Below are 25,774 nucleotides of genomic sequence, written 5' to 3' on the forward strand. Positions count from 1 at the left end.
CCCCCCCCCCCCCCCCCCCCCCCAGCCGTACGCCGCCGGAGCTGTAGCGGACTCCGGCGGCGTACTCGTGTCCACAGGCTGTGGACCCGGGTGGGGGTCAGGCGCCGGGTGTCACCAGCCGCGCCTCGTACGCGAAGACCGCCGCCTGCGTGCGGTCGCGCAGGCCGAGCTTCACCAGGATGCGGCTGACGTGCGTCTTCACCGTCGATTCGGCAACGACGAGATGGGCCGCGATCTCGCCGTTCGACAGGCCCTGGGCGACCAGCACCAGCACCTCGGTCTCGCGTTCCGTCAGATCGGCGATGCGCTCCTGCGCGGGGGCGCGGGGCGTCCCCAGCCGGGAGAACTCCGAGATCAGCCGCTTGGTGACGGTCGGGGCCAGCAGGGCCTCGCCGGAGGCGACGATCCGCACGCCCTCGGCGAGCTGGCCGGCCGAGGCGTCCTTCAGCAGGAAGCCGCTGGCCCCGGCGCGCAGCGCCTGGTAGACGTACTCGTCCAGATCGAAGGTGGTCAGGACCAGGACCTTGGCGTCCGCGTCGGCGGCGACGATCTCGCGGGTCGCGTCCAGACCGTTCATCTCCGGCATGCGGATGTCCATCAGGACGACATCGGGCTTGAGCTCCGCGACCTTCCGCACCGCCTGGCGGCCGTCCACGGCCTCCCCGACGACCTCGATGTCCGGCATGGCGTTGAGCAGGACGGAGAACCCCTCGCGGACCATCACCTGGTCGTCGACGATCAGCACCCGGATCATGCCGCACCTCCCTTGGCGGTGGTCTCGAACGGGGCGACCGGGATGAACGCCGCGACCTCGAAGCCGCCGTCCTCGGTGTGGTCGGCGGTCATCTCGCCGCCCAGCATCTGCACCCGCTCGCGCATGCCCAGCACGCCGTGGCCCGCGCCCGGGGAGGGCCTGGCCAGCCGGCTCGGGGCGCCGTTGACGATCCGCAGGCCGAGCCCGCCGAGCACGTAGGAGATCTCCACCCGGGCGTCGGCACCCGGCGCATGGCGCAGCGTGTTGCTCAGCGCCTCCTGCACGATCCGGTACGCGGAGAGCTCCACGCCCTGCGGCAGCGGACGCGACGCACCGACGATCACCGCCTCGACGGTCAGCCCGGCGCCGCGGACGCTGTCCAGCAGCGAATCGAGGCTGGCCAGGGTCGGCTGCGGGGCCTCCGGGTCGGCCTCCATGAACGCGTCCGGGTCCTCGGAGCGGACCACGCCCAGGATGCGGCGCAGTTCGGTGAGCGCGGCGACGGCGTTCTCGCGGATCGTCGCGAAGGACGTGGCGAGCTCGGGCGGGGTGTTCTCGACCCGGTAGGGGGCCGCCTCGGCCTGGATGGCGATCACGGACATGTGGTGAGCCACCACGTCGTGCAGCTCCCGGGCGATGGTGGCGCGCTCCTCCAGGAGGGTGCGCCGGGACCGCTCCTCGGCGGTCACGGTCTGCGTCTCGACGACCTGCCGGCGCTCCTCACGCCAGGCGCGGACCGCGGCGGCGGAGATCAGCACCATGGCACTGAAGGCCATCACCGGCGCCAGATCCCCCGAGCCGTTCCTGGTGACCACCATCACCACGGCCCCCGCACCAAAGGTGACCAGCCACATCTCCACCGCCAGCCGGGGCCGGGTGCGCAGCACAACCAGCGTCATCACGGCCAGCAGCGTGGGATAGGCGGTGCCGCTGAAGGCGCTGGGGTAATCGAACATGATCGCATCTGCCATGACCGACACCAGGAACGTGCCCAGCGACAGCCAGTAGGCACCCACCGGCCGGAAGAGCGTGAGCGCCGGCGCGGCGGCGACCAGCAGGGAGAAGCCGCCGACCAGGACGCCGCGCACCGGCCCCATGTCGTAGCCCATGGTGAAGGTCGCCAGGAAGACCAGCCCCGAGAAACCGCTGACGATGAGGTGCGGCAGCCAGCGCGCCCAGTGCCGCAGCCGCTCCGGCAGCCAGGGGACCCACCGGAGCACCTTGGCGTCCTCCAGCGGCGGCATCGGGCGGAAGGCGAAGGCGTCGAGGAACAGGTCCTGGCGCAGCCGATGCAGCGCACCATGAGCTATCCGGGCCTCTGAGCGCAGGGTGCTCTGCGACTGGGTCTTCTCGTTCACGCAGACAACGGTAAGCAGAGACGGACCGCCGGGCGTCCCCACCAATGGGGATCTGCCGGGGTCCGTCTCAAGTACTACCTGGTCGGCGCGGTGTCCGGGATCACCGCGGAACGGGCCCGGGCAGCAGCCCGCACAGGGTGGCGCAGGCCGGGGTGCCCGGCGTCACCGGGGCGTAGTGCCCGACGCCCGGCAGCTCCCGCAGCTCGGTGCCGCCGGGGTGCGCCGCGGCGTACCGGCGGGAGAGCTCCGGGGGGACGTCCGGGTCGTCGGTGCCGTGCAGGATCGTCACCGGGACGCCGGCCGGCGGATGGCGCACCGGGTCGGCGGCGGCCAGCCGCTCCGCCCGGCCGGGCTCCGGTCCGAGCAGCTCCGCCACCGCCCCGTCGCTGAGGCCCAGCTCATGGGCGCGCGCCAGATCGGCGACCGGCGAGACGGCCAGCACCCGGGCGACCGGGGTGCCGGGCCGGGCCGCGGCGAGCAGCGCGAGGTGGCCGCCCGCCGAGTGCCCGACCAGCACCGGACCGCCGGCGCCGGGTGTCAACGCCGCCACGGCCGCGATGCCGGCCGCCACGTCCTCGAAGGTTTGCGGCGCGCCACCGCCCGCACCGACCCTGCGGTACTCGACGAGCGCGACCGGCCGCCCCTGCCCGGCCAGCGCGGCGGCCAGCGGCGACAGATGGCACCGGTCGTAGGCCGCGCGCCAGAACCCGCCGTGCAGCAGCACCACCGGCGGGCCGGCGGCGGTGTCCCACGGGCCGTGGAGATCGACGACCTGGTCCGGGTGCGGCCCGTAGGCCAGCGTGCGGTCCGGCGCCACCGGGGCGAGCCCCAGCAGCGCCGACTCCTCGTCCGCCGCGCTCACCCGACGGTCCCCGGCGCCACCGCGTCCGGCTGCGCGCCCAGCACCTCGCCGAGCACCCGCGCCGCCCGCTCCGCGTCCGCGAAGGAGGTGTAGAGCGGGGTGAAGCCGAAGCGCAGCACGTCCGGGTGGCGGAAGTCGCCGACCACGCCGCGCCGGATCAGCTCGTCCATCACCTCGCCTGCCCCGGAACATTCCAGCGCCACCTGGCTGCCGCGCTGCCGGTGGTCGGCCGGGGTCACCGACCGGACCCGGCCCGGCGGCACATGGGCGTCCACGCACTCCAGGAAGAAGTCGGTCAGCGCCAGGCTCTTGGCCCGCACCTCCTCGATGGACACCCCTTCCCAGGCCTCCAGCGCCGCCTCCAGCGCCAGCAGCGACAGGATGTCGGGGGTGCCGACCCGGCCGCGCAGGATGCCGTCGGCGGGGGCGTAGCCGGGGTCCATCGCGAACGGGTCGATGTGCGAGTTCCAGCCCGGCAGCGGCGACTCGAACCGTTCCTGGAGCCCCTCGCGGACGTAGAGGTACGCGGGCGAACCCGGGCCGCCGTTGAGGTACTTGTACGTGCAGCCGACCGCGAGGTCCACGCCGTACGCGTCGAGGCCGACCGGCAGCGCGCCCGCGCTGTGGCACAGGTCCCAGATGGCCAGCGCGCCCGCGGAGTGCAGCGCGGTGGTGATGGACGGCAGGTCGTTGAGCCGGCCGGTGCGGTAGTCGACGTGGTTGACCAGCGCGACCGCGGTGCGTTCGGTGACCTCGTCGGCGATCCGGGCGGGCTCCACCGGCCGCACCGCGAGGCCGGTCATCCGCGCCGCCGACCGGGCGATGTAGCCGTCGGTCGGGAAGGTCGTGGCGTCGACGAGGATCTCCGTACAGCCCTTCCCGGCCATCCGGACGCCGCCCACCACGGCCTTGAAGATGTTCACGCTGGTCGAGTCGCCGACCACCACCCGGCCGGGACCGGCCCCGATCAGCGGAGCGATCTTGTCGCCGATCCGCTCGGGCGCGGTCCACCAGCCGGATTCGGTCCACGAGCGGATGCGCAGCTCGCCCCACTCACGGGCGACCACGTCGGCGATCCGGCCGGGCACCGCGCGGGGCAGCGCGCCGAGGGAATTGCCGTCCAGATAGACGGTGTCGTCGAGGACGAACCGCTCACGGACCGCGGCGAGCGGATCGGCGGCGTCCAACTCCGCCGCGCGTATGGCCAGTTCGCTCCCGGACGCGGGAGCCACGGGGAACTCGGGGGTCTCAGACATGGCTGCGCGCCGTCCACAGCTCGGGGAACACGTTCTTGCGGGCCCGCTTCTCCAGCCAGGCGACGCCCGCGGAACCACCGGTACCCATTTTCGCCCCCATCGCCCGCCGGGTCGCGACCAGATGGTCGTTGCGCCATCGCCAGACCAGCTCGGCGACCTCGGTCAGCGCCTCGCCCAGCCGGACCAGCTCGGACTCCTGCTCCCCCGCGTAGATCTCCGCCCACACGGCCTCCACCGCCGGGTCCGGCTCGTAGCGCTGCGCCGGGTCCCGCTCCAGTACGGCCGCGGGGACCGGGTGGCCGCGGCGGGCCAGCAGCCGCAGTACCTCGTCCCACAGGCTCGGCTCGTGCAGCGCCTTCTCCAGCTCGGCGTGCGCGCGGGGGGCGCCGCGGTGCGGCACCAGCATCGACGCGGACTTCTCGCCGAGCAGGAACTCCAGCCGCCGGTACATCGCCGACTGGAACCCGGAACCCTCGCCGAGCGCGCTGCGGTAGGCGTTGAACTGGGCCGGGGTCAGCTTGGCCAGCGGCTTCCACGCGGCGTTCAGCGCCTCCAGCTCGTACGCGGAGCGGCGCAGCGCGTCGATGGCCACCGGCAGGTCGTCACGGCGCAGCGCCTCGGCCGCGGTCCGCCACTCGTGGACGATGACGGTGAACCACAGCTCCATGACCTGGGTGGTGACCAGGAAGACCATCTCGCCGGGATCGTCGGAGAGCGGCTGCTGGAGATGGGTGAGGACGTCCGCCTGGACGTAGTCCTCGTACGGGGTGGTACCTGCGAAGTCGAGGTTCGGGGTCTCAGGCTCCTGAGCCCCGCCGGTTACCTCGTGGGACATCGCTGTCTCCTCGAAACGTACTCCGGGTAGCGGTCCGCCCCTGCCGATTCCGGCACGGGGGCCCCGGTCCCCACCGGGCATCTTCCGCAATGGTCCCTGGCATGTGCAAGGCCCGCCTGGTCTGGAGGCCAGGCGGGCCAGAGGGCGCCTTCGCGGGCGCGGCGTCGTGGGCCGGTCCCGTCGGGGGGCCCGCGGTCGCGTCGTGGGGTCAGCCCAGGGTCTGGGCGGCCGTCGGCGAGGAGTCCTTCAGGAACTGCGAGCAGCGCTCGTACTCGTCCTGCTCGCCGATCGCCCCGGCGGCCCGGGCGAGGGCGTGCAGCGCCCGCAGGAAGCCGCGGTTGGGCTCGTGCTCGAACGGCACCGGGCCGTGGCCCTTCCAGCCGGCCCGGCGCAGCGCGTCCAGACCGCGGTGGTAGCCGGTGCGGGCGTACGCGTACGACTCGACGACCCGGCCGCCCTCGAACGCGTCGTCCGCGAGCTGCGCCCAGGCGAGGGAGGACGTCGGGTACTTCGCGGCGACATCGGCCGGCGCGGTACCGGCCGCGAGCGCCTCACGGGGCTCGGGGTCGTCGGGGAGGTGGGTGGGGGGCGGTCCCCCCAGCAGGTTTTCGTGAATGGGCATGTTCTTAGTTTCCCCCACGGTGTGCGTGCGGCGGCCCTGCGCACGTACTCGGCTTTCCGCAGCGTTGCGCCTGCGGCGGGCTGGGTTGTTTTTGGGTGCGGTGACGGGCCTCCGGGGCCTGGTGTGTGGACTGCTTCGCCTTACGTCCACACACCAGGCCCCTCCGGCCCGTCCCCTCCCGTGGGGGGAGGAGTGGAGGTGGGTGGGGGCTGGTGCGGTGTGTCGCCGGGGTCCAACGGTGGGGAGGCCACTCCGCAGTGGTAGGTGCATTCGGGGTGGCAGGGTTCCTTGGTGGGTGGGGTCGCGGGGCGGGGCGCGGGGCGCACCGTCAGCCAGGCGATGAGGGCGCCGACCAGGAGGACGGCGGCGCACAGGGGCATGGCGCGGCGGAAGGTGGCGGCGAATTGGTCGGCCGAGCGGTACGCCTCGGGGCCCATGCCCGCCAGGAGGGGCAGGGCGGCCACCGCGATCAGGCCCGCGGCCCGGGCCGCCGCGTTGTTGATGCCGCTCGCGAGACCCGCCCGGTCCACGTCCACCGACGCCAGCACGGTCGAGGTGAGCGGCGCGACCAGCGTCACCATTCCCATGCCCAGCACGACCAGCGCGGGCAGCACGTCGGCCACGTACGAGGCACCCGGGCCGACCCGGATCATCAGCAGCATTCCGGCGGCACACAGCACCGGTCCGACGGTGAGCGGGATCCGCGGCCCGATGCGCTGGCCGAGCTCACCGGAGCGGGCGGAAAGCAGGAGCATCAGCACGGTGGTCGGCAGCAGGGCGACGCCGGCCTGGAGGGCCGAGTAGCCCGCGACGACCTGGAGCTGGAGGACGGCCAGGAAGAAGAAGCCGCTGAACGCCGCGTAGACACACACCGTCACCGCGTTGATCGCGGAGAACAGGCGGATGCGGAAGATCGCGGGCGGCAGCATCGGGTCCGCCCGGCGCCCCTCGACGCGGACGAAGGCCACCCCGAGCAGCACACCGGCCACCGCGGGGACGACCACCCCGGGCGAGGCACCCCGGCCGGGCGCCTCGATCAGCGCGTACGTCACCCCGGCCAGCGCCAGCGCGCCCAGCACCGCGCCCGCCACGTCGAACCCGCGGCGCGCCGCCGCGTCCCGCTCCCGGGTCTCGGGGACGTGCCGCAGCGCCACCGGTACGCACACCAGCGCCAGCGGTACGTTCACGAAGAACACCCAGCGCCAGCCGGGCCCGTCCACCAGCCAGCCGCCGACGAACGGGCCGATCGCCGCGGCCACGCCGCCCAGCCCCGACCAGGCACCGACCGCCCGGGCCCGGTCGTCCGGCCGGAAGACCGCCTGGATCAGGGCGAGCGAACCGGGCGTGAGCAGCGCCCCGCCGACCCCCTGCAGCGCCCGGGCCGCGATCAGCACACCGGCCTGCGGCGCCAGCCCGCACAACAGCGAGGCGGTGGCGAACCAGATCACCCCGATCACGAAGATCCGCCGCCGCCCGTAGCGGTCCCCCAGCGCCCCGCCCAACAGGATCAGCGCGGAGAGGGTGAGCAAATAGGCGGTCACCGTCCACTGCAGCACCGCGAGGTCCGCATGGAGATCCTGTCCGATCCGCGGCAGCGCGACATTGACGACGGTGCTGTCCAGCATCGCCATCCCGGACCCCAGCACGGCGGTCAGCAGGACCCACCGCCCCTGCGAGGACCTCAGCCGCACATCGCTCATAGCCCGAGCCTGCCCGCCACCCGGGCCCCTCGCACGACGAAGGGGCGGACGCCCACGGACGCCCGCCCCCACTCGGCCCACCTGCGGCGGGCAGCCGAAAACCTACGGCTACTTGATCTTGGTTCCGGTGGAGCGGAGGTTCGCGCAAGCCTCCGTCACCCGCTTGGCCATGCCGGCCTCGGCCAGCTTGCCCCAGCTGCGCGGGTCGTAGGTCTTCTTGTTGCCGACCTCGCCGTCGACCTTCAGCACGCCGTCGTAGTTGCGGAACATGTGGTCCGCGATCGGACGGGAGAACGCGTACTGCGTGTCCGTGTCGAGGTTCATCTTGACCACGCCGTTCTCCAGCGCGGTGGCGATCTCCTGCTCGGTGGAGCCGGAGCCGCCGTGGAAGACGAAGTCGAACGGCGCGGCCTTGCCGTACTTGGCGCCGACGCCCTCCTGGAGGTCCTTGAGGAGCTCGGGGCGGAGCACGACGTTGCCCGGCTTGTAGACGCCGTGGACGTTGCCGAAGGAGGCGGCGAGCAGGTAGCGGCCCTTCTCGCCCAGGCCCAGCGCCTCGGCGGTGCGCAGCGCGTCGTCGACCGTGGTGTAGAGCTCGTCGTTGATCTCGTGGCTGACGCCGTCCTCCTCGCCGCCGGTCGGGGTGATCTCGACCTCAAGGATGATCTTGGCGGCGGCGGCCTTGGCGAGCAGCTCCTGGCCGATGGCCAGGTTGTCGGCGAGGGTCTCGGCCGAGCCGTCCCACATGTGCGACTGGAAGAGCGGGTTCTGGCCCTTGGCGACGCGCTCGGCGGAGATGTCGAGCAGCGGGCGGACGTAGCCGTCGAGCTTGTCCTTGGGGCAGTGGTCGGTGTGCAGCGCGACGGTGATGCCGTACTTGTCGGCCACGACGTGCGCGAACTCGGCGAGCGCGACCGCGCCGGTCACCATGTCCTTGTTGTGCTGGCCGCCCAGGAACTCCGCACCACCGGTGGAGATCTGGATGATGCCGTCGCTCTCGGCCTCGGCGAACCCTCGCAGTGCGGCGTGCAGCGTCTGCGTCGACGTGACGTTGATGGCCGGGTAGGCGAACTTGCCTGCCTTCGCCCGGTCCAGCATCTCGTTGTAGACCTCGGGGGTTGCGATGGGCATCTGTCCGCTCCTTGTATGTGCGGGTGTGCGTTCTTGGCCCTGACCTGGGACGGCGACGTTGCCGAGCACATCTTCCCAGACTCCGTGGATTGCTCCACCTCCCCCATCCGGCCACCACGCGAAAGGGGTGGTCGGTTTCCCGTGAAACCGCCCACCCCTCGACGAACCCGCAGGTCAGCGCGGTGCGTCCGCGTCAGCGCCGGGCGCCGTACCGCCCTCAGGCAAGGCCGAGGTCGGCGAGCTGGAAGCCCGTGATATAGGGCAGTCCGGCGTCGGCGATCGCGGACGCGGCGCCGCGGTCGACGATGGTGGCCACCGCGACGACCTCGGCGCCCGCCTCGCGGGCCGCCTCGACGGCGGTCAGCGGGGAGCCGCCGGTGGTGGAGGTGTCCTCGACGACCAGGACCCGGCGGCCCGTGATGTCCGGGCCCTCGATGCGGCGCTGCATGCCGTGCGCCTTCTGGGCCTTGCGGACGACGAACGAGTCCAGCCGCCGGCCGCGCGCGGCGGAGGCGTGCAGCATGGAGGTCGCGACCGGGTCGGCGCCCAGCGTCAGCCCGCCCACCGCGTCGTAGTCCAGGTCGGCGGTGATGTCCAGCATCAGCTGCCCCACCAGCGGCGCGGCCTCGCCGTCCAGGGTGATCCGGCGCAGGTCGATGTAGTAGTCGGCCTCCTTGCCGGAGGAAAGCGTCACCTTGCCGTGCACCACGGCCTTGTCCTTGATCTGCTGCAGCAGCTCGCCGCGCACGTCGTCACTCATGGTCTTGAGCTTATGCGGTGTCGCCGGACAGGCTCCGCCAGCTCCAGGTCATGGAGATCTCCAGCGGATCGATGGGCGTGACCAGGCGCGGCAGGGTGTTGAGTCCGTTGGGCGGGCCGGTCTGCGGTTCGACGCAGACCGCGGCCTCCTGCTCGTCGTAGACCACCACCCACTCGGCGCGGCTGGTGACCTTCAGTTCCAGGCGGCCCGGCCAGGTGAGGGTGGCGGCCGCCCCGCGCGGCATGCCGAAGCAGTCGTCCCAGGGACCGGGCCGCGGGGTGATCCGGCGGCCGGTCGGGAGGTGGTCCGGGCCCCGCTCCTCCTGCCACTCGGGCAGGAAGTCGAGGTGTACGTCCTTCCCCTCGCCGAGGTTCCGCCGGAACCACGGGTGCCAGCCGGCCTGCGCCGGGAAGGAGTCGCCGGTGGCCTCGACGCCCATGGTGAGGGTGAGCGAGGCACCGTCCGCGCCGAGCTGGACGAGCTGGGTGACCCGGCCCGGGTACGGCCAGGGGGCCGCCGGGTCGGTGAGGTCGTAGGTGAAGGCCGCCTCCGTGGGGCCGGTGCGGGCGGTGTGCCAGCGGAGGTTGCGGCCGGTGCCGTGGATCGCGTGCGGCGGGGCGTTCAGCGGCATGCGGTGCAGCTCGCCGCCGTTGCGGAACTCGCCGTGCGCGAGCCGGCCGCACCACGGAACCATCGGGAAACAGCCGTACTTGTCGCCCTGCCGCAGCAGTTCCGTACCGCCGACGCGGAGGCTCTTGATCCGGCAGCCGTTGTCCGGCCGGACGGTCACTTCGGTGTCTCCGGCGGCCAGCCGTACCCCGTCCGGCGCGCCGCCCTGCGTGGTGTTGTCGGTACTCACGGGGCCCGACCCTAGCGGTGCGCTGGGCCGCGCCGGGGGAAGTCGCCGGCGGCCGCGGTCAGCGGTTTCGGCGGCGCAGCACCCGGCCGACGACGACGGCGGACGCCAGCACCACCGCGGCGGCCGGCGCCGCCCAGCGCAGGGTGAGCGAGGTGGCGTTGGGCTCGGGTGCGGGCACCGGCGCGTACCGGCCGCGCGGCGGGGCGTGGTCGACCTCCTCGGCGCTGCGCCCGATCATCGTGCGGCGGGCGTGCGCGGCCTCGGCCGGGGCGACCTCGTCCAGCTCGTCCTCGTAGCCGAACCCCGGCTCCTCGGCCGCGTCGCCCGCGTCGGCCAGGTCGGCCTCCTCGATGGCGTCCTCGTCGCTGAGCGGGTCCAGGGCGGGCGGCGGCACCTCGGCGTCGAAGACGCCGGTCCGGGCGGGCCCCTCGGTGACCGGGTGCTGCCGCAGGTCGTCCGCGAGGTTCTCGGCGAACCGGTCCAGCAGCCGGCGCCCGGCGGTCTCGACGGACCGGTCGGTGGCCTCGGCCAGCCGGCCGTCGCTGTGGACGGTGCCGGCGCAGGCCAGGGTGGTACCGGGGCCGGGCTCGGTGGCCGGGGAGAGCCGTACGGTCAGGGTCAGCGCGACCGCGCCGTCACCCACGGATTCGGTGCCCTTCGCCTCGACGGTCAGTTCGGCGGTGCCGTCGTCACCGGGGCCGCCGTCCGCCGGTTCGCCGACCGTGAGACTGCCGCGGTAGGTGATGGTGGAGCTTCCGATGCGCAGCCGCAGCCGGCCCTCGGGGCGGTGCGGGGCGGCATCGGCGTCGAGCTGGACTCCGGGGACACAGCGCGCCACCCGCTCCGGTTCGGTGAGCGCCTGCCGCACGGTCCGGACGGGAAACGGAACGTACACCTCATGCTCCATGACAACGGAGCCTACCCAGCACCTCCGGGACCGTGCCCGCCCACGCACAACTTTCTGCACTCCGGCCCGGGTCGGGGCCGCCGCGCGTACCCTGCCCCGGGTCGCGGAGGGGGTCAGTCCTGGTAGCGCGGACGCATCAGCGTGGAGGCCGGCAGGCCGGGGATGCGGTCGCGGAGGTCGCCGTGGCGGGCGGCCCGGAGCGCCTCGCGGGTCACCGGTGGCGGGGGCGCGTCGGGCGCGGGGCCGAAGCGGGGGCGCTGCCGGGCGGCGAGCACGAAGCCCCAGTAGCCGGGCGTCGGTCCGGCGGTGAGCGGCTCGCCGGTCGACCGCGGGGTGGGGTCGGCCGAGCGGTCCGGGCCGAAGAAGGACGCGGGGCGGCCGGGCATGCGGTACGGGTCGGTGGCCAGGCCCACCGAGCGGACCGTCGCGTCCACCGTCCAGTACGCCCGGGCCCGGGCCACAGGCGGTCCGGCGTGCACCACCAGGCGCCCGCGGTCGGCCAGCAGCCGCGTGGCGAGGCCGTAGAACTCCTGGGAGTACAGCTTGGTGCTGGCGGTGATGCCGGGGTCGGGGAGGTCGGAGACGATGACGTCGTACGGCGCCGTGCGGTGCCCGGGGGCGTCCCGGTCGCGCAGCCAGTCGAAGGCGTCGGCGGTGACGACGTGGACCCGGGGGTCGCCGAGCGAGTGGTCGTTCAGGCGGGTCAGGCCGGGGTCCGTACGGGCCAGCCGGAGGACGCCGGGGTCGAGCTCGACGACGGTGACCGAGCGGACCGCGCGGTAGCGGAGGATCTCGCGCACGGCCAGGCCGTCGCCGCCGCCCAGGACCAGGACCCGGGCGTGCGGCCCGGCGGCCATCGCCGGGTGCACCAGCGCTTCGTGGTAGCGGCATTCGGTGTCCCCGCTGACCCGGAGCCGGCCGTCGAGATAGAGCTCCAGGGGCGGGCCGGAACCTTTCCTCGCCCGTCCCGCACCGGTTCCCGTACCGCCGGTCAGCACCACTTCCTGGATGCCGGTCTGCACCGCGACCCGGGCCGCCGAGCCGTACACCGCCCGGCGCGCGGCCCGTTCGAAGGGCGCGGCCAGCAGCACGCCGGTGGCGAGCAGCGCCAGCACGAGGACGTTCGCCACGAGCAGGGTCCAGCGGGCGCGGCGGGACAGGTCGCGGCGGAACAGCCAGAGCACCAGGGCGCCGCCGGCCACGTCGTTGACGGCGCCGGTGACCAGCGCGCCGGTCAGCTGGCCGAGGCTCGGCAGCAGCAGGAAGGGAAAGGCCAGGCCGCCGACGAGCGCGCCGACGTAGTCCGCCGCGAACAGGTCCGCGACCGCCCCGCCGGCGTCCTGCCGCCGCACCCGCTGGATCAGGGTCATCAGCAGCGGCACCTCGGCGCCGATCAGGACGCCGATGACCAGGGAGAAGGCGACCAGCGCGGAGCGGGACTGGGCGAACCAGGCGAAGCAGGCGTAGAGCGCCATCGCGGAGCTGCCGCCGACCAGCGCGAGGCCGGCCTCGACCGCGCCGAAGCCGACCGCCGCCCGGCACCGCAGCCGCTTGGCGAGCAGCGCGCCGATGCCCATCGCGAAGACCATGACGGACAGCACGACCGACGCCTGGGTGACCGAGTCGCCCACCAAGTACGTGGCCAGCGCGACGAGTTCGAGTTCGTAGACCAGTCCGCAGGCGGCGCAGACGAAGACCACGCCGAGCACGAGCAGCCGGCCGAGCCCGGCCGGGACGGGCAGCCGCGCCGGCATCATGACCTCCGGCGGCCCGAGGGTGCCGGTGAGAGCGGACTCTGGCGGGTCGATCATGAAGTGAACGCTACGTGACGATTCCGTACTGATTGGTCACCCACACGTGTGCACTCTGCGGGCTACACGCGTCAGTTGAGCGAAGTCGTAGCGCAAGTCGACGGCGGACGGCGGGCGTTGTGCGCCCGCGTGCACCACACCGCGCGCCCCGTCGCCTCTCCACCCGCCGGGCGCGTACCCGCAAGGGGAGGTGCCCGCTCTAGACGGCCGCGACCGCTGCGCGTACGCCCACCCGGGTCCGGGTGGCCACCAAACGGCCCTCCTGCGGATACGCGTGCCAGGTCCGCCAGCGCACCTGGTCCCGCTGGCACTGCGCCAGCAGCGCCGTGAAGGCGTGCGGCGAACCGGGGAACGTCCCGGCGAGCCCGTACGGATGCTCGGCGACCAGCGCGAGCAACTCCTGCGCGCGCCCCGCGAACGAACCGCGCGACAGGGTCTCCACATGCGCGGCGAACTCGTACTCCCAGTCCCCCAGCCGCTTGGCCACGCCGAGCGGAAGCGGGGTGCTGCTGCCCGGCATGCAGGCGACGGTCTCGGAACACGTCCCGCTTTCCTCTTCGAGGATGACCTGGTGGGAGGCGCCGAGCAGCCTCAACTGGACCTGGATGTCGTGGTGTTGGAGGTCGAGTACGGCCAGCGCCGGCAGGGGTTCCCTGTCCAGCGCCCAGGCCAGGTCACAGGCGCGGGTATCGGTGTACGCCGTCTTCAAAGTGGTGAGCATGGGTCGGCTCCGCAAGCACGCAGTGGAATGGTGGGCCGGCCCGCCCGTGAAGGATCAGGAATGTACGTCTGCCTGCCGGCTCGTGCCCACGTGGGAATCGGAGAACGTGGGGGATTCTCTATGAAGAGGGAATCATGAATGCCCGGTCACCACAGCAGTTTTACCCATGTTCTCCGGCTTTCCATCCCCTAGAGGGCCTAGCAGTTCAACTGTTCAACTGCCGTGCGCCCAGCGGGTGTTGGCGCTCATCAGCGACCCGCCGGGCGCATATGCGGACGTACATGCGCCACCCGCATGTGTACGGCTCAGGACCCTCCGCCGCAGCCCCCGCCACCACCGCAGCCACCGCCGCCGCCGCACGAGTGCCCGCCGTGGTGGCCACCGCCGCCGTGATGCCCGCCGTGGTGGCCGCTCGACCCCGAGTCACCACCCGCCCACCAGCTGGCGCCGGCCGAGCTCCCGCCGCGTCCGCCACCGCCCCCGTTGCGCACCGCCAGGGCCACGACCCCGATCACCACCGCGCAGACCAGCGCGAAGAACACGAACCCCATCATCTGCCTCACACTCCTTTCACTCCCCCGAAGCGAGGCACGCTCCGTCCGGCGCCCGGTGCGCCGTCCCGGCCCCTCCCGGGCCGCCGGCCGCCGCGTCGGCGGCCGCTTGTCTCCTTGATGTGGTGGGGCTGATGCCCTGGCCCTCCGCGTCTCAAAGCACAGTTGAGGAAGTCCAGAGGTTCGGCGCAGGATGGCGCGCATGGACCGACCGCTGCTCAATCGCCGCCTCGCCGAATTCGGCACCACGATCTTCGCCGAGATGTCGGCACTCGCCGTACGCACCGGCTCCCTCAACCTCGGCCAGGGCTTCCCGGACGCCGACGGCCCCGAGGAGGTCCGGGAGGCGGCGGTGCGCGCCCTGCGCGACGGCCGCGGCAACCAGTACCCGCCCGGCCCCGGCATCCCCGAGCTGCGCACCGCCGTCGCCGCCCACCAGGAGCGCTTCTACGGCCACCTGGGCCTCGCGTACGACCCCGACACCGAGGTCCTGGTCACCGCCGGCGCCACCGAAGCCATCGCGGCCGCGCTGCTCGCCCTCCTCGAACCGGGCGACGAGGTCGTCGCGCTGGAGCCGTACTACGACTCCTACGCCGCCTGCATCGCCATGGCGGGCGGCCGCCGGGTGCCGGTGACCCTGCGCGCCGAGCCGGAATCCGGTACGTACCGCCTCGACCTCGACGAGCTGCGCGACGCCGTCACCGACGACACCCGCCTCCTCCTCCTCAACACCCCCCACAACCCCACCGGCACCGTCCTGACCCGCGAGGAGCTCTCCGCCATCGCCGCGCTGGCCGTGGAGCGGGACCTCCTCGTGATCACCGACGAGGTCTACGAGCACCTCGTCTTCGAGGGCGAGCACCTGCCCCTCGCGTCCTTCCCCGGCATGCGCGACCGCACCGTCACCATCAGCTCGGCCGGCAAGACCTTCTCCTTCACCGGCTGGAAGGTCGGCTGGGTCACCGCGGCGCCGGAGCTGATCACCGCGGTCCGCTCGGCCAAGCAGTTCCTCACCTACGTCTCCGCCGGGCCCTTCCAGTACGCGGTCGCCGAGGCACTGGCCCTGCCCGACGCCTACTACACCGGGCTGCGCGACGATCTGCGCGCCAAGCGCGATGTGCTCGCCGCCGGCCTGGCCGACGCCGGCTTCCGGGTCTTCCGGCCCGCCGGCACGTACTTCATCACCACCGACATCCGCCCGCTCGGCGCCGAGCTGTCCCAGGACGGCGACGGCTTCGCCTTCTGCCGCGCCCTGCCCGAGCGCGCCGGCGTCGTCGCCATCCCCAACGCCGTCTTCTACGACCACAAGGACCAGGGCACCCCCTTCGTCCGCTTCGCCTTCTGCAAGAGCATCGAGGTCCTCCAGGAGGCGGCGGGGCGGCTGAAGGCGCTGACGGCCGGATAGTCGGCCGGACAGCCGGCCGGAAGGACCCGCACACGACGACGCGGGCCCCGGAGCGGATGCTCCTGGGCCCGCGCAGCCGGGTCCGGGGTGAAAGGGGGGCGTCAGCCCTCCTCCTCGCCCGGCTTGTCGTCGGAGTCGCCGTCGATCTCGGCCTCCAAACCGAGCTGCTCGACGATCCACTTGTCGAATTCGATCGAGGCGCGAACCCAGCTGACCGTGCTCGACACGAAGTGTTCGAGCGAAACACCGGTGCCGATCAGCATCGATGCCTCACCGATCAGACGGACCGTGCCGTCGTCATGGGTGTGGGTGTAGGCCTTGGGCCACAGCGTCCGGCGGTTCCAGTCGTCGATCGCCTCCAGCAGCTTCGACTTCTCATCGAGGCCGTGGACACGGTCGTAGAACGTGCGGACGGAGAAGATCTGCTGCTCCTCCTCGCCCCGGAACATGAAGTACGTGCGGAACTGCTCCCACGGGGCGGCGAGGTCACCCTCCTCGTCGACTACGTACTTCAGCTCCATCTGGTCGAGGAGCTGCTTGACCAGGTCCTGGTCTGGCAGGACGGGACCATCAGGCCCCGACGGCTGCGGTTCGGGCTGGCCCCCGAAATTCGGAATCGAGGACGGGTCGATGCTCACCGTGGAATTCCCTTCGTATGGTCCCTGCCATCCTCCCCCACATCCGCCCCACCCTGGCAAGCCCGGACGGGGCCGGTGCGGGCAACGTGTGGGTCAAGGGCATGATCCGGGCGATCCACCGGCGGCACCGGGCCGGACCGGGCGGGCGGTCGCCGCCCGGTCCGGGCCGGCTCAGGCCGCGGCGCGCCCGGCGGCCGCCACCGTCAGCCGCTCCCCGTCGCCGTCCACGTCCACCCGTACGGTGTCGCCGTCGAGCACCTCGCCGGCCAGGATGGCCCGGGCGAGCTGGTCGCCGATGGCCGTCTGCACCAGGCGGCGCAGCGGCCGGGCACCGTACGACAGGTCGGGTGCGGGGGCGTCGATGACCGGTTCGTGCCCCAGCCAGGCGAGCCAGTCCAGCGCGCGGTCGGTGACGTCCAGGGTGAGCCGGCGGTCGCCGAGCCGGCGCTGGAGGTGGTCCAGCTGGATCCGGGCGATCCGCTGGAGCTGTTCCGTGCCGAGCGGGTGGAAGACCACCACGTCGTCGAGCCGGTTGAGGAATTCGGGCCGGAAGGACGCCCGGACGGTCTCCAGCACCCGCTCCTTCTTCTCCTCCTCCTTCAGCAGCGGGTCCATCAGGAAGGCGGAGCCCAGGTTGGAAGTGAGGATCAGGATGGTGTTCCGGAAGTCGACCGTGCGGCCCTGGCCGTCCGTGAGCCGGCCGTCGTCGAGCACCTGGAGCAGGACGTCGAAGACCTCGGTGTGCGCCTTCTCCACCTCGTCGAGGAGGATCACGCTGTACGGGCGGCGGCGGACCGCCTCGGTCAGCTGGCCGCCCTCCTCGTAGCCGACGTAACCGGGCGGCGCGCCGACCAGGCGGGCGACGCTGTGCTTCTCGCCGTACTCCGACATGTCGATCCGGACCATCGCCCGCTCGTCGTCGAAGAGGAAGTCGGCGAGCGCCTTGGCCAGCTCGGTCTTGCCGACGCCGGTCGGGCCGAGGAAGAGGAACGAGCCGGTGGGCCGGTCCGGGTCGGCGATCCCGGCGCGGGTGCGGCGGACCGCGTCCGACACCGAGCGGACGGCCTCGTTCTGGCCGATCAGCCGCTTGCCGATCTCCTCCTCCATACGGAGCAGCTTCTGGGTCTCGCCCTCCAGGAGGCGGCCGGCCGGGATGCCGGTCCAGGAGCCGACCACGTCCGCGATGTCGTCCGGGCCGACCTCCTCCTTGACCATGGACTCCTTGGCGGCCTCCTGCACGGCCTCGGCGGCCGCGGCCTCCTCCAGCTCCCGTTCGACGCCCGGGATCTCGCCGTAGAGCAGCTTGGACGCGGTGTCGAAATCGCCGTCCCGCTGGGCGCGCTCGGCCTGGCCGCGCAGTTCGTCGAGCTTCTCCTTCAGCTCGCCGACGCGGTTGAGGCTCTGCTTCTCCTTCTCCCACCGGGCGGTCAGTCCGCGCAGCTCCTCCTCCTTGTCGGCGAGGTCCTTGCGCAGCTTCTCCAGGCGCGCGACGGAGCCGGCGTCGGTCTCGTTGCGGAGCGCCAGTTCCTCCATCTTGAGGCGGTCGACGGCGCGCTGGAGCTCGTCGATCTCCACCGGCGAGGAGTCGATCTCCATCCGGAGCCGGGACGCGGCCTCGTCGACCAGGTCGATCGCCTTGTCCGGCAGGAAACGGGAGGTGATGTAGCGGTCGGAGAGGGTGGCCGCGGCGACCAGCGCGGAGTCGGCGATCTGCACCTTGTGGTGCGCCTCGTAACGGCCCTTGAGGCCGCGCAGGATCGCCACCGTGTCCTCGACGGTCGGCTCGGCGACCAGCACCTGCTGGAAGCGCCGCTCCAGCGCGGGGTCCTTCTCGATCCGCTCGCGGTACTCGTCGAGCGTGGTCGCGCCGACCATCCGCAGCTCACCGCGGGCCAGCATGGGCTTGAGCATGTTGCCCGCGTCCATCGACGAGTCCCCGCCGGCACCGGCACCGACGACGGTGTGCAGCTCGTCGATGAAGGTGATGATCTGGCCCTCGCTGGACTTGATCTCCGCCAGGACGGTCTTCAGCCGCTCCTCGAACTCACCGCGGTACTTCGCGCCCGCGACCATCGCCCCCAGGTCCAGCGCCACCAGCCGCTTGTTGCGCAGCGACTCGGGCACGTCGCCCTTGACGATCCGCTGCGCCAGCCCCTCGACGACGGCGGTCTTGCCGACGCCCGGCTCGCCGATCAGCACCGGGTTGTTCTTCGTACGGCGGGAGAGCACCTGCACCACCCGCCGGATCTCGTGGTCCCGGCCGATGACCGGGTCGAGCTTGCCCTCGCGGGCGGCCGCGGTGAAGTCCGTGCCGAACTTCTCCAGCGCCTTGTACGTGCCCTCCGGGTCGGGGTTGGTCACCCGCTGCCCGCCGCGGTTCGCCTCGAACGCGGCCAGCAGCTTCTTGGCGGAGGCGCCCTGCTGCTCCAGCAGCTCGCCGGTGCGCCCGCCCTTGGCGGCGATCCCGATCAGCAGGTGCTCGGTGGAGACGTAGTCGTCCCCGAGGTCCCTGGCCCGCTGGGTGGCGTCCGCGATCGCGGTCAGCAGCTCGCGGTCCGGCTGCGGCGGGGCGACCGTCGAGCCCTGCGCGCTGGGCAGCCCCGAGAGCTGCCGCTCGGCTCCGTTGCGCAGCGCGGCGGCGTCGGCCTCCACGGCGGCCAGCAGGTCCATGATGTTCTCGTTGTCCTGCCCGGCCAGCAGCGCGAGCAGCAGATGCGCGGACGTCATGTCCGCGTGCCCGGCGGTGACCGCCCGCTCATTGGCGGCGCTCAGCGCCTCCCGGCTCTTGTTGGTCAGCTCGGCGTCCACGGCCTCGTGATCCTCCTCGTACTCGTGCCCATAGCCCGTACCGGCGCAGGTTCCCTGAGCCAATCCTGCCTATGCCAACGTGCGATAAGTTGAGTCTATTCCACTCAAGCCTGATTCAGGCTCCGGCGCCCCTCCTTACCCTGCCCCCCATTACGCTGGCCCGCATGGCCCACGACCTCAGCGCCCTCAGTCCCGAGTACCTCGCCTTCTGGGGCGAGTACCTGATGTCGACGCTCACCACGCCGCGGCCGAACGGGACGCCGCACGTCGTTCCGGTGGGGGTCACCTACGACGCGGAGCAGCGGATCGCGCGGGTCATCACGCGCAAGGACAGCACCAAGGTCAAGAACGTGCTGGCCGCCGGGCCGGACGGGGCGAGGGTCGCGGTGTGCCAGGTCGACCGGGGCCGCTGGGCGACCCTGGAGGGCGTCGCGCGGGTGCGGACCGAGGCCGAGGCGGTGGCCGACGCGGTCGCGCGGTACGCCGAGCGGTACGGCCGGACGCCGGCTCCCAACCCCGATCGGGTCATGATCGAGATCGCGGTCACCAGGGCCATGGGACGGGCCTGAGCGCCCCCAGGGGCTCCTGGTCCACACCTGTCCGAAAACGGACCCTCCGCATCCGGTGTCACAGCATCACCTGGTACTCAAGTACGACGGGGACCGAACAGCACCGGACAACGACGGGCGACTTCGGCCTCGTCCCGGCCAGAAGAAGGCAGCTGGAGGCGCCATGGCGTCGGCTTTGCGCATCGTGACGACCGCTCCGCGCCGTCCGCGCCCCACCCGTCCCCGCCCGCACGCCGAGCTCTGCCCGCGCTGCGGCGGCCAGCTCGCGGTCAACCAGGACGGCTGGAAGATCTGCCACGCCTGCGGATACGCCTCGCCACCCGGTACAGCCCCTCCTCCACGGGCCGCCCTCGGGGGTATCGTCGCCCCCACAGTCGCCACGCACCGGAGGGCACGATGAACTCGGTCCGAGTGACGGCGATCGCCTGCCTGATGCCGCTGTCCGAGCTGGACGAGGATCCGTTCCTGGTCGATGACCGCAGCCAGCACGACATGTGCAAACAGTGGGCGGCGGCCCGTGATTACCACCTGACCTGCCAGCTCACCCTGCACCACCTGCGCGCCGACCACAGCGCGCTGTGGCGCGACGTCGAAAAGGGCCTGGTCGACGTGTTCGTGACGCCCAATCGGCGGGCGCTGGAGAACGCCATCGACGGCGCCGACGAGTTCAGCGCCCGGTGCGCGGCGGCCGGCGTCCGGCTGGAGATCGCCGACCTCGACGAGCCGGTCTACACGCTCGCGATGAAGTCACAGGTGCACCGCCGGCTGTCGATGCCGACCGCGGGCTACAACGGCTGCTGAACGCCCCGCGCAGGGCCCTGGCCGGCCGGCAACGCCCCTCGCCCGCCCGCACACGGCAAAGGGCCGGGGCGGCTCGTCACCACCCCGGCCCCCGGCCGTGAACCACAGGGCGCGGCGCCCGTCACTCGGACCGCTTCGGCCGCCACACCACCAGCGCACTGGTCTGCTGCACGTCCTGATACGGCACCAGATCGCGCCGATAGGAGGCGTGCACCGCGGCCTCCCGCTGCTGCATCGCGCTGGCCGCGCCCTCCAGGGCGCCCTGCAGCTCGGCGACCCGCTGCTGCAGGGCCGCGACCTGGTTCTCCAGCTCGATGATGCGCTTGATGCCGGCGAGGTTGATGCCCTCGTCCTGGGACAGCTGCTGCACCGTGCGGAGCAGCTCGATGTCCCGGGCGGAGTAGCGGCGGCCCCGCCCGGCCGTGCGGTCGGGCGAGACCAGCCCCAGCCGGTCGTACTGCCGAAGGGTCTGCGGATGCAGGCCGGAGAGCTGAGCCGCGACGGAGATGACGTACACCGGCGACTCTTCGGTCAGTTCATAGGGGTTACGACGCTGCCCGCCCCGGCTCTCCATCTCAAGCTCCCTTCGCGGCCTGGAACAGCTCCGCCCGCGGGTCGGACCCCGCGGTCGCCTCGCGATAGGACTCCAGCGCTTCCCTCGCCTCGTCGCTGAGGTCCTTGGGAACGACGACCTCGATGGTGACCAGCAGATCACCCCGGGTGCCGTCCTTGCGGGCCGCGCCCTTGCCCCGGGCCCGCATCGTGCGTCCATTGGGGGTGCCGGCCGGCACCTTCAGCGTCACCGGCGGGCCGCCCAGCGTCGGCACCTTCACCTCGCCGCCGAGCGCCGCCTCCGGGAAGGTGACCGGCACCGTGACGGTGAGGTTGTCGCCCTTGCGGCCGAAGACCGGGTGGGCGCCGACGTGCACGACCACGTACAGATCGCCGGCCGGGCCGCCCCGCTCACCGGGGGCGCCCTTGCCGCGCAGCCGGATCCGCTGCCCGTCGGAGACGCCCGCGGGGATGCGGACCTGCATCGTGCGCGCGCTGGTGGCCCGTCCGCTGCCCTTGCAGACGTCGCACGGGTCCTGCGCGATCAGGCCGCGGCCCTTGCAGTCGGCGCACGGGTCGGTCAGCGAGAAGCCACCGCCCGCGCCCCGGCTGACCTGGCCGGTGCCGACACAGGTCGGGCAGACCCGAGGCGTACCGTTTTTGTCGCCGGTGCCCGAACAGGCCTTGCAGGCCGCCTGGCTGGACATCCGCAGCGGGACCGTGGCCCCGTCGACCGCCTCGGTGAAGCTCAGCGTCACCTCGGACTCGACGTCCTGGCCGCGCCGCGGCTGGGTACGCGTACCCGCGCCGCCGCCGCGGTTGAACAGACCGCCGAAGACGTCGCCGAGCCCGCCGCCGAAGCCGCCGGCACCGCCGCCACCACCCGAGCCCCCGAACAGGTCGCCCAGGTCGAAGTTGAAGCTGCCGCCGCCGCCCGGCCCCGGCCGGAAGCCGCCGTTGCCGAACAGCGCGCGCGCCTCGTCGTACTCCTTGCGGCGCTTGGCGTCCCCCAGGACGTCATTGGCCTCGGAGATCTCCTTGAAGCGCTCCTCGGCCTTGGCGTCGCCCTTGTTGGCGTCCGGGTGGTTCTCCCGGGCCAGCTTGCGGTACGCCTTCTTGATCTCCGCTTCGGTGGCGTCCTTGGGGACGCCGAGGACCTTGTAGTAGTCCTTCTCGACGAAGTCCTTGGTGCTCATCCCCGACGTCCCTCCTCCCGCGCGGTTCTTCTGTCGGTCCTCACGTCAGCCCTCTTCCGGGCCACCGCTCTCCTCGTCCGAAGCCTTGGCGTCCTCGTCCGAGGCGGACTTGGCGCTCTGCGCGCCCGGCTGCGGTTCGGCGACGGCGACCCGCGCGGGGCGGATCGTTCGCTCACCGATGCGATACCCGGGCTGCAGAATCGCCACGCACGTCGTCTCCGTGACGTCCGGCGCGTACGAGTGCATCAGGGCCTCGTGGATCGTCGGGTCGAAGGGCTCGCCCTCCTTGCCGAACTGCTGCAGACCGAGCTTGGCGACCACGGTTTCCAGCGACTCGGCGACCGACTTGAAGCCGCCGACCAGCTCGCCGTGTTCACGCGCCCGGCCGACGTCGTCGAGCACGGGAAGGAGCTCGGACAGGAGGTTCGCCGACGCGATCTCCTTGACCGCGACCCGGTCCCGTTCCACCCGACGGCGGTAGTTCTGGTACTCCGCCTGGAGCCGCTGGAGGTCCGCCGTGCGCTCGTTGAGCGCCGAGCGCACCTGGTCCAGCTGCGCCTGGAGCGCTACGTCCGGTACGTCCCCGGCCGGGGCCGAGCCCGCCGTGTCGGCGGACTCGGCCTCCTGCGCCGCGTCTTCGGGGGATGCGGCGTCAGAGGGGACGTCGGGCTTCTCCTCGAAGCCCGGGGTCTCCTCCGTCACGCGGCACCGTCCTTCTTGGGCTTCTCGTCGTCGACGATCTCGGCGTCCACGACGTCGTCGGCGGCGTCGGCCTTGGCCTGCTCACCGGCCGGAGCACCCTCGGCGCCCGCGGCCTGCGCGTCGGCGTACATGGCCTGGCCGAGCTTCTGGGAGACGGCCGCGACCTTCTCGGTGGCGGTGCGGATCTCCGCGGTGTCCTCGCCCTTGAGCTTCTCCTTCAGCTCATTGACGGCTTCCTCGACCTCGGTCTTGACCTCGCCCGGGACCTTGTCCTCGTTGTCCTTGAGGAACTTCTCGGTCTGGTAGACGAGCTGCTCGCCCTGGTTGCGGGCCTCCGCGGCCTCGCGGCGCTTGTGGTCCTCGTCCGCGTACCGCTCGGCCTCCTCCCGCATCCGGTCGACCTCGTCCTTCGGCAGCGAGGAGCCGCCGGTGACGGTCATCTTCTGCTCCTTGCCCGTGCCCAGGTCCTTCGCGGTCACGTGCATGATGCCGTTGGCGTCGATGTCGAAGGAGACCTCGATCTGCGGGACGCCACGCGGGGCCGGCGGCAGACCGGTCAGCTCGAACATCCCGAGCTTCTTGTTGTACGCCGCGATCTCGCGCTCGCCCTGGTAGACCTGGATCTGCACGGACGGCTGGTTGTCCTCGGCGGTGGTGAAGATCTCGGACCGCTTGGTCGGGATCGTCGTGTTCCGCTCGATGAGCTTGGTCATGATGCCGCCCTTGGTCTCGATGCCGAGGGACAGCGGGGTGACGTCCAGCAGGAGGACGTCCTTGACCTCACCCTTGAGGACACCGGCCTGCAGGGTGGCGCCGATGGCCACGACCTCGTCCGGGTTGACGCCCTTGTTGGCGTCCTTGCCGCCGGTCAGCTCCTTGACGAGCTCGGCGACGGCCGGCATACGGGTCGAACCGCCGACCAGGACCACGTGGTCGATCTCGGCCAGCTGGATGCCGGCGTCCTTGATCACGTTGTGGAACGGGGTCTTGCAGCGCTCGAGCAGGTCCGCGGTGAGCTGCTGGAACTGCGAGCGGGTGAGCTTCTCGTCCAGGTGCAGCGGGCCCTCGGCCGAGGCGGTGATGTACGGCAGGTTGATCGTCGTCTCGGTGGACGACGACAGCTCGATCTTCGCCTTCTCGGCGGCCTCGCGCAGACGCTGCAGCGCCATCTTGTCCTTGGACAGGTCGACGCCGTGGCCGTTCTGGAACTGCTTGACCAGGTAGTCGACGACGCGCTGGTCCCAGTCGTCACCACCGAGGTGGTTGTCACCGTTGGTGGCCTTCACCTCGACGACGCCGTCGCCGATCTCCAGCAGCGAGACGTCGAAGGTGCCGCCACCGAGGTCGAAGACCAGAATGGTCTGGTCGTCCTTCTCCAGGCCGTAGGCCAGGGCGGCCGCGGTGGGCTCGTTGACGATGCGCAGGACGTTGAGGCCCGCGATCTCACCGGCCTCCTTGGTGGCCTGGCGCTCGGAGTCGTTGAAGTAGGCCGGAACGGTGATGACCGCGTCGACGACCTTCTCGCCCAGATACGCCTCGGCGTCCCGCTTGAGCTTCTGCAGGATGAAGGCGCTCATCTGCTGCGGGTTGAAGTCCTTGCCGTCAATGCCGATCTTCCAGTCGGTGCCCATGTGGCGCTTGACCGACCGGATCGTCCTGTCGACGTTGGTGACCGCCTGGCGCTTGGCCACCTCGCCGACCAGCACCTCGCCGTTCTTCGCGAAAGCGACGACGGACGGCGTGGTCCTGGCGCCCTCGGCGTTGGTGATGACGGTGGGCTCACCGCCTTCAAGAACACTGACGACGGAGTTCGTCGTGCCCAGGTCGATGCCGACCGCACGTGCCATTTCAATTCCTCCAGCTGACTTGAGTGGAACAGGCTCAAGAGTGCAACACCGAGAAAAACCTGTCAACAGAGCTGAGTCGAGTCCACTCAACTTTTATGTCGCCCTTATCGTCACCCGGCCACCACCAAGGACGTCCGCCCTCGACGCAGGGTTGCCTTCGCGACACAGATCACCGGCCGGGCGCCTTCATGGGGCCGGGGAGAATGGGTAACCTCAGCCGCAGACCCAAAAAGTTACTCAGTAGTAGAGCGCTGGGCCCGCTCAACGCTCTCCGTCTTCCGCTCTCGCAGGTCCGAGGAGCCCCTCATGCAACTCGCCGCGATCATCGTGTCGCTGGTCCTCATCGCGATCGGTGTCGCGCTGTTCGGCCGCGCCATCCTGCAGATCTACCGCCAGATGCGGCTCGGCCAGCCCGTACCCGCCGGCACCCGCACCGATGCCCCCGTTCAGCGAACGGTCACCGTGGTCAAGGAGTTCCTCGGCCACACCCGGATGAACCGCTGGGGCATCGTCGGTGTCGCGCACTGGTTCGTGGCGGTGGGCTTCTTCTCGCTGCTGCTGACGATCGTCAACGCCATCGGCCAGCTCTTCAAGGCCGACTGGATCCTTCCGGTCATCGGTGACTGGGCGCCGTACAACGTCTTCGTCGAGTTCCTCGGCACGATGACGACCCTCGGCATCCTCGCCCTGATCGTGATCCGCCAGCTGAGCAAGCCGAACAAGCCGGGCCGCAAGTCCCGCTTCGCCGGCTCCAACTTCGGCCAGGCGTACTTCGTCGAGGCCGTCATCCTCATCGTCGGCGTCTGCATCTTCACGCTGCACGCCCTGGAGGGCGCCCAGCACCACGTGGACGCCTACGAGGCGTCGTTCTTCATCTCGTACCCGGTGGTCGCCTGGTTCAGGGGCCTGGACGTCGGCACGCTCCAGAACCTGACCTACTTCTTCGCCGGCCTGAAGATCGCGACCTCCTTCATCTGGATGATCACGGTCGCCCTGAAGACCGACATGGGTGTGGCCTGGCACCGCTTCCTGGCCTTCCCCAACATCTGGTTCAAGCGCGAGGCCGACGGCGACGTCGCCCTGGGCGCACTGCAGCCGATGACCTCGGCCGGCAAGCCCATCGACTTCG

The 25,774-nt window shown here is 71.8% G+C and carries 23 protein-coding genes and 1 pseudogene; 4 read left to right on the plus strand and 20 right to left on the minus strand.

Annotated features, from left to right (window positions below):
- Positions 1 to 97: 97 nt before the first annotated feature.
- From V2J85_RS39145 to V2J85_RS39210, 14 genes are all read right to left on the minus strand, one after another.
- Entirely contained in the window at positions 98 to 754 is a 657-nt protein-coding gene (locus tag V2J85_RS39145; protein ID WP_030414463.1) for a response regulator, read from the minus strand.
- Positions 751 to 2,064, minus strand: a complete 1,314-nt coding sequence (locus V2J85_RS39150; protein ID WP_261957544.1) for a sensor histidine kinase — start codon at positions 2,062 to 2,064, stop codon at positions 751 to 753. Before V2J85_RS39150 ends, V2J85_RS39145 begins: the two co-directional genes overlap by 4 nt.
- A 148-nt stretch (positions 2,065 to 2,212) precedes the next feature.
- The gene (locus V2J85_RS39155; RefSeq protein ID WP_261956888.1) at positions 2,213 to 2,974 is read right to left on the minus strand and encodes an alpha/beta hydrolase; all 762 of its coding nucleotides are present in this window, start codon (positions 2,972 to 2,974) and stop codon (positions 2,213 to 2,215) included.
- The gene (gene kynU, locus V2J85_RS39160; protein WP_330824242.1) at positions 2,971 to 4,230 is read right to left on the minus strand and encodes a kynureninase; all 1,260 of its coding nucleotides are present in this window, start codon (positions 4,228 to 4,230) and stop codon (positions 2,971 to 2,973) included. The genes V2J85_RS39155 and kynU overlap by 4 nt, the downstream gene beginning before the upstream one ends.
- Positions 4,223 to 5,065: a tryptophan 2,3-dioxygenase family protein gene (locus V2J85_RS39165; protein WP_030809928.1), complete on the minus strand. Its 843-nt coding sequence runs from the start codon at positions 5,063 to 5,065 to the stop codon at positions 4,223 to 4,225. The genes kynU and V2J85_RS39165 overlap by 8 nt, the downstream gene beginning before the upstream one ends.
- Before the next feature lie 208 nt (positions 5,066 to 5,273).
- Complete coding sequence (locus V2J85_RS39170) at positions 5,274 to 5,687, minus strand: DUF3151 domain-containing protein (protein ID WP_261956886.1); 414 nt, start codon at positions 5,685 to 5,687, stop codon at positions 5,274 to 5,276.
- 140 nt (positions 5,688 to 5,827) lie between these two features.
- Positions 5,828 to 7,387, minus strand: coding sequence for an MFS transporter (locus V2J85_RS39175; RefSeq protein WP_330824243.1), 1,560 nt, complete (start codon positions 7,385 to 7,387; stop codon positions 5,828 to 5,830).
- A gap of 108 nt (positions 7,388 to 7,495) precedes the next feature.
- Positions 7,496 to 8,518 (minus strand): class II fructose-bisphosphate aldolase, encoded by a 1,023-nt coding sequence (gene fbaA, locus V2J85_RS39180; RefSeq protein WP_261956885.1) that lies wholly within the window; start codon positions 8,516 to 8,518, stop codon positions 7,496 to 7,498.
- Between the two features lie 217 nt (positions 8,519 to 8,735).
- Complete coding sequence (pyrE, locus tag V2J85_RS39185) at positions 8,736 to 9,278, minus strand: orotate phosphoribosyltransferase (protein WP_030414455.1); 543 nt, start codon at positions 9,276 to 9,278, stop codon at positions 8,736 to 8,738.
- A 10-nt stretch (positions 9,279 to 9,288) separates the two neighbouring features.
- The gene (locus V2J85_RS39190) at positions 9,289 to 10,137 is read right to left on the minus strand and encodes an aldose epimerase family protein (RefSeq protein WP_330824244.1); all 849 of its coding nucleotides are present in this window, start codon (positions 10,135 to 10,137) and stop codon (positions 9,289 to 9,291) included.
- A 58-nt stretch (positions 10,138 to 10,195) separates the two neighbouring features.
- The gene (locus tag V2J85_RS39195) at positions 10,196 to 11,044 is read right to left on the minus strand and encodes an SRPBCC domain-containing protein (RefSeq protein WP_330824245.1); all 849 of its coding nucleotides are present in this window, start codon (positions 11,042 to 11,044) and stop codon (positions 10,196 to 10,198) included.
- A gap of 113 nt (positions 11,045 to 11,157) precedes the next feature.
- On the minus strand, positions 11,158 to 12,855 hold the full coding sequence (locus V2J85_RS39200; RefSeq protein WP_330824246.1) for a polyamine aminopropyltransferase: 1,698 nt from the start codon (positions 12,853 to 12,855) through the stop codon (positions 11,158 to 11,160).
- Between the two features lie 199 nt (positions 12,856 to 13,054).
- Entirely contained in the window at positions 13,055 to 13,576 is a 522-nt protein-coding gene (locus tag V2J85_RS39205; RefSeq protein WP_261956881.1) for a DUF2617 family protein, read from the minus strand.
- Between the two features lie 305 nt (positions 13,577 to 13,881).
- Positions 13,882 to 14,130, minus strand: a complete 249-nt coding sequence (locus tag V2J85_RS39210; RefSeq protein ID WP_261956880.1) for a hypothetical protein — start codon at positions 14,128 to 14,130, stop codon at positions 13,882 to 13,884.
- Between the two features lie 199 nt (positions 14,131 to 14,329).
- On the opposite strand from V2J85_RS39210, the gene V2J85_RS39215 reads away from it, so the two are divergent.
- Positions 14,330 to 15,532, plus strand: a complete 1,203-nt coding sequence (locus V2J85_RS39215) for a pyridoxal phosphate-dependent aminotransferase (RefSeq protein WP_261956879.1) — start codon at positions 14,330 to 14,332, stop codon at positions 15,530 to 15,532.
- Positions 15,533 to 15,633: 101 nt separating this feature from the next.
- Here V2J85_RS39215 and V2J85_RS39220 read toward each other — a convergent pair whose 3' ends face one another.
- Both V2J85_RS39220 and clpB read right to left on the minus strand, forming a co-directional pair.
- Positions 15,634 to 16,170, minus strand: a complete 537-nt coding sequence (locus V2J85_RS39220) for a YbjN domain-containing protein (RefSeq protein ID WP_030414448.1) — start codon at positions 16,168 to 16,170, stop codon at positions 15,634 to 15,636.
- A 171-nt stretch (positions 16,171 to 16,341) separates the two neighbouring features.
- Positions 16,342 to 18,978, minus strand: a complete 2,637-nt coding sequence (gene clpB, locus V2J85_RS39225; protein WP_261957543.1) for an ATP-dependent chaperone ClpB — start codon at positions 18,976 to 18,978, stop codon at positions 16,342 to 16,344.
- A 164-nt stretch (positions 18,979 to 19,142) separates the two neighbouring features.
- On the opposite strand from clpB, the gene V2J85_RS39230 reads away from it, so the two are divergent.
- On the plus strand, positions 19,143 to 19,547 hold the full coding sequence (locus V2J85_RS39230; protein WP_261956878.1) for a pyridoxamine 5'-phosphate oxidase family protein: 405 nt from the start codon (positions 19,143 to 19,145) through the stop codon (positions 19,545 to 19,547).
- A gap of 396 nt (positions 19,548 to 19,943) precedes the next feature.
- Positions 19,944 to 20,348: a hypothetical protein gene (locus V2J85_RS39235; RefSeq protein WP_261956877.1), complete on the plus strand. Its 405-nt coding sequence runs from the start codon at positions 19,944 to 19,946 to the stop codon at positions 20,346 to 20,348.
- A 121-nt stretch (positions 20,349 to 20,469) separates the two neighbouring features.
- Here the strand turns inward: V2J85_RS39235 and V2J85_RS39240 are convergent, their stop codons facing one another.
- Genes V2J85_RS39240 through dnaK form a run of 4 tightly spaced genes read right to left on the minus strand, consistent with a single transcriptional unit; the run spans position 20,470 to position 24,645 of the window.
- On the minus strand, positions 20,470 to 20,922 hold the full coding sequence (locus tag V2J85_RS39240) for a heat shock protein transcriptional repressor HspR (RefSeq protein ID WP_261956876.1): 453 nt from the start codon (positions 20,920 to 20,922) through the stop codon (positions 20,470 to 20,472).
- Between the two features lies 1 nt (position 20,923).
- Positions 20,924 to 22,096 (minus strand): molecular chaperone DnaJ, encoded by a 1,173-nt coding sequence (gene dnaJ, locus V2J85_RS39245; RefSeq protein WP_330824247.1) that lies wholly within the window; start codon positions 22,094 to 22,096, stop codon positions 20,924 to 20,926.
- Positions 22,097 to 22,141: 45 nt separating this feature from the next.
- Positions 22,142 to 22,798 (minus strand): nucleotide exchange factor GrpE, encoded by a 657-nt coding sequence (gene grpE / locus V2J85_RS39250; protein WP_261956874.1) that lies wholly within the window; start codon positions 22,796 to 22,798, stop codon positions 22,142 to 22,144.
- Positions 22,795 to 24,645, minus strand: coding sequence for a molecular chaperone DnaK (gene dnaK, locus V2J85_RS39255; protein WP_261956873.1), 1,851 nt, complete (start codon positions 24,643 to 24,645; stop codon positions 22,795 to 22,797). The genes grpE and dnaK overlap by 4 nt, the downstream gene beginning before the upstream one ends.
- Before the next feature lie 306 nt (positions 24,646 to 24,951).
- Between dnaK and V2J85_RS39260 the strand changes: the two are divergent.
- Positions 24,952 to 25,774 (plus strand): annotated as a pseudogene (locus tag V2J85_RS39260) (Fe-S oxidoreductase); the annotation flags it as partial.

It is taken from the genome of Streptomyces bugieae, assembly GCF_036352915.1.
Classification (GTDB): domain Bacteria; phylum Actinomycetota; class Actinomycetes; order Streptomycetales; family Streptomycetaceae; genus Streptomyces; species Streptomyces endophytica.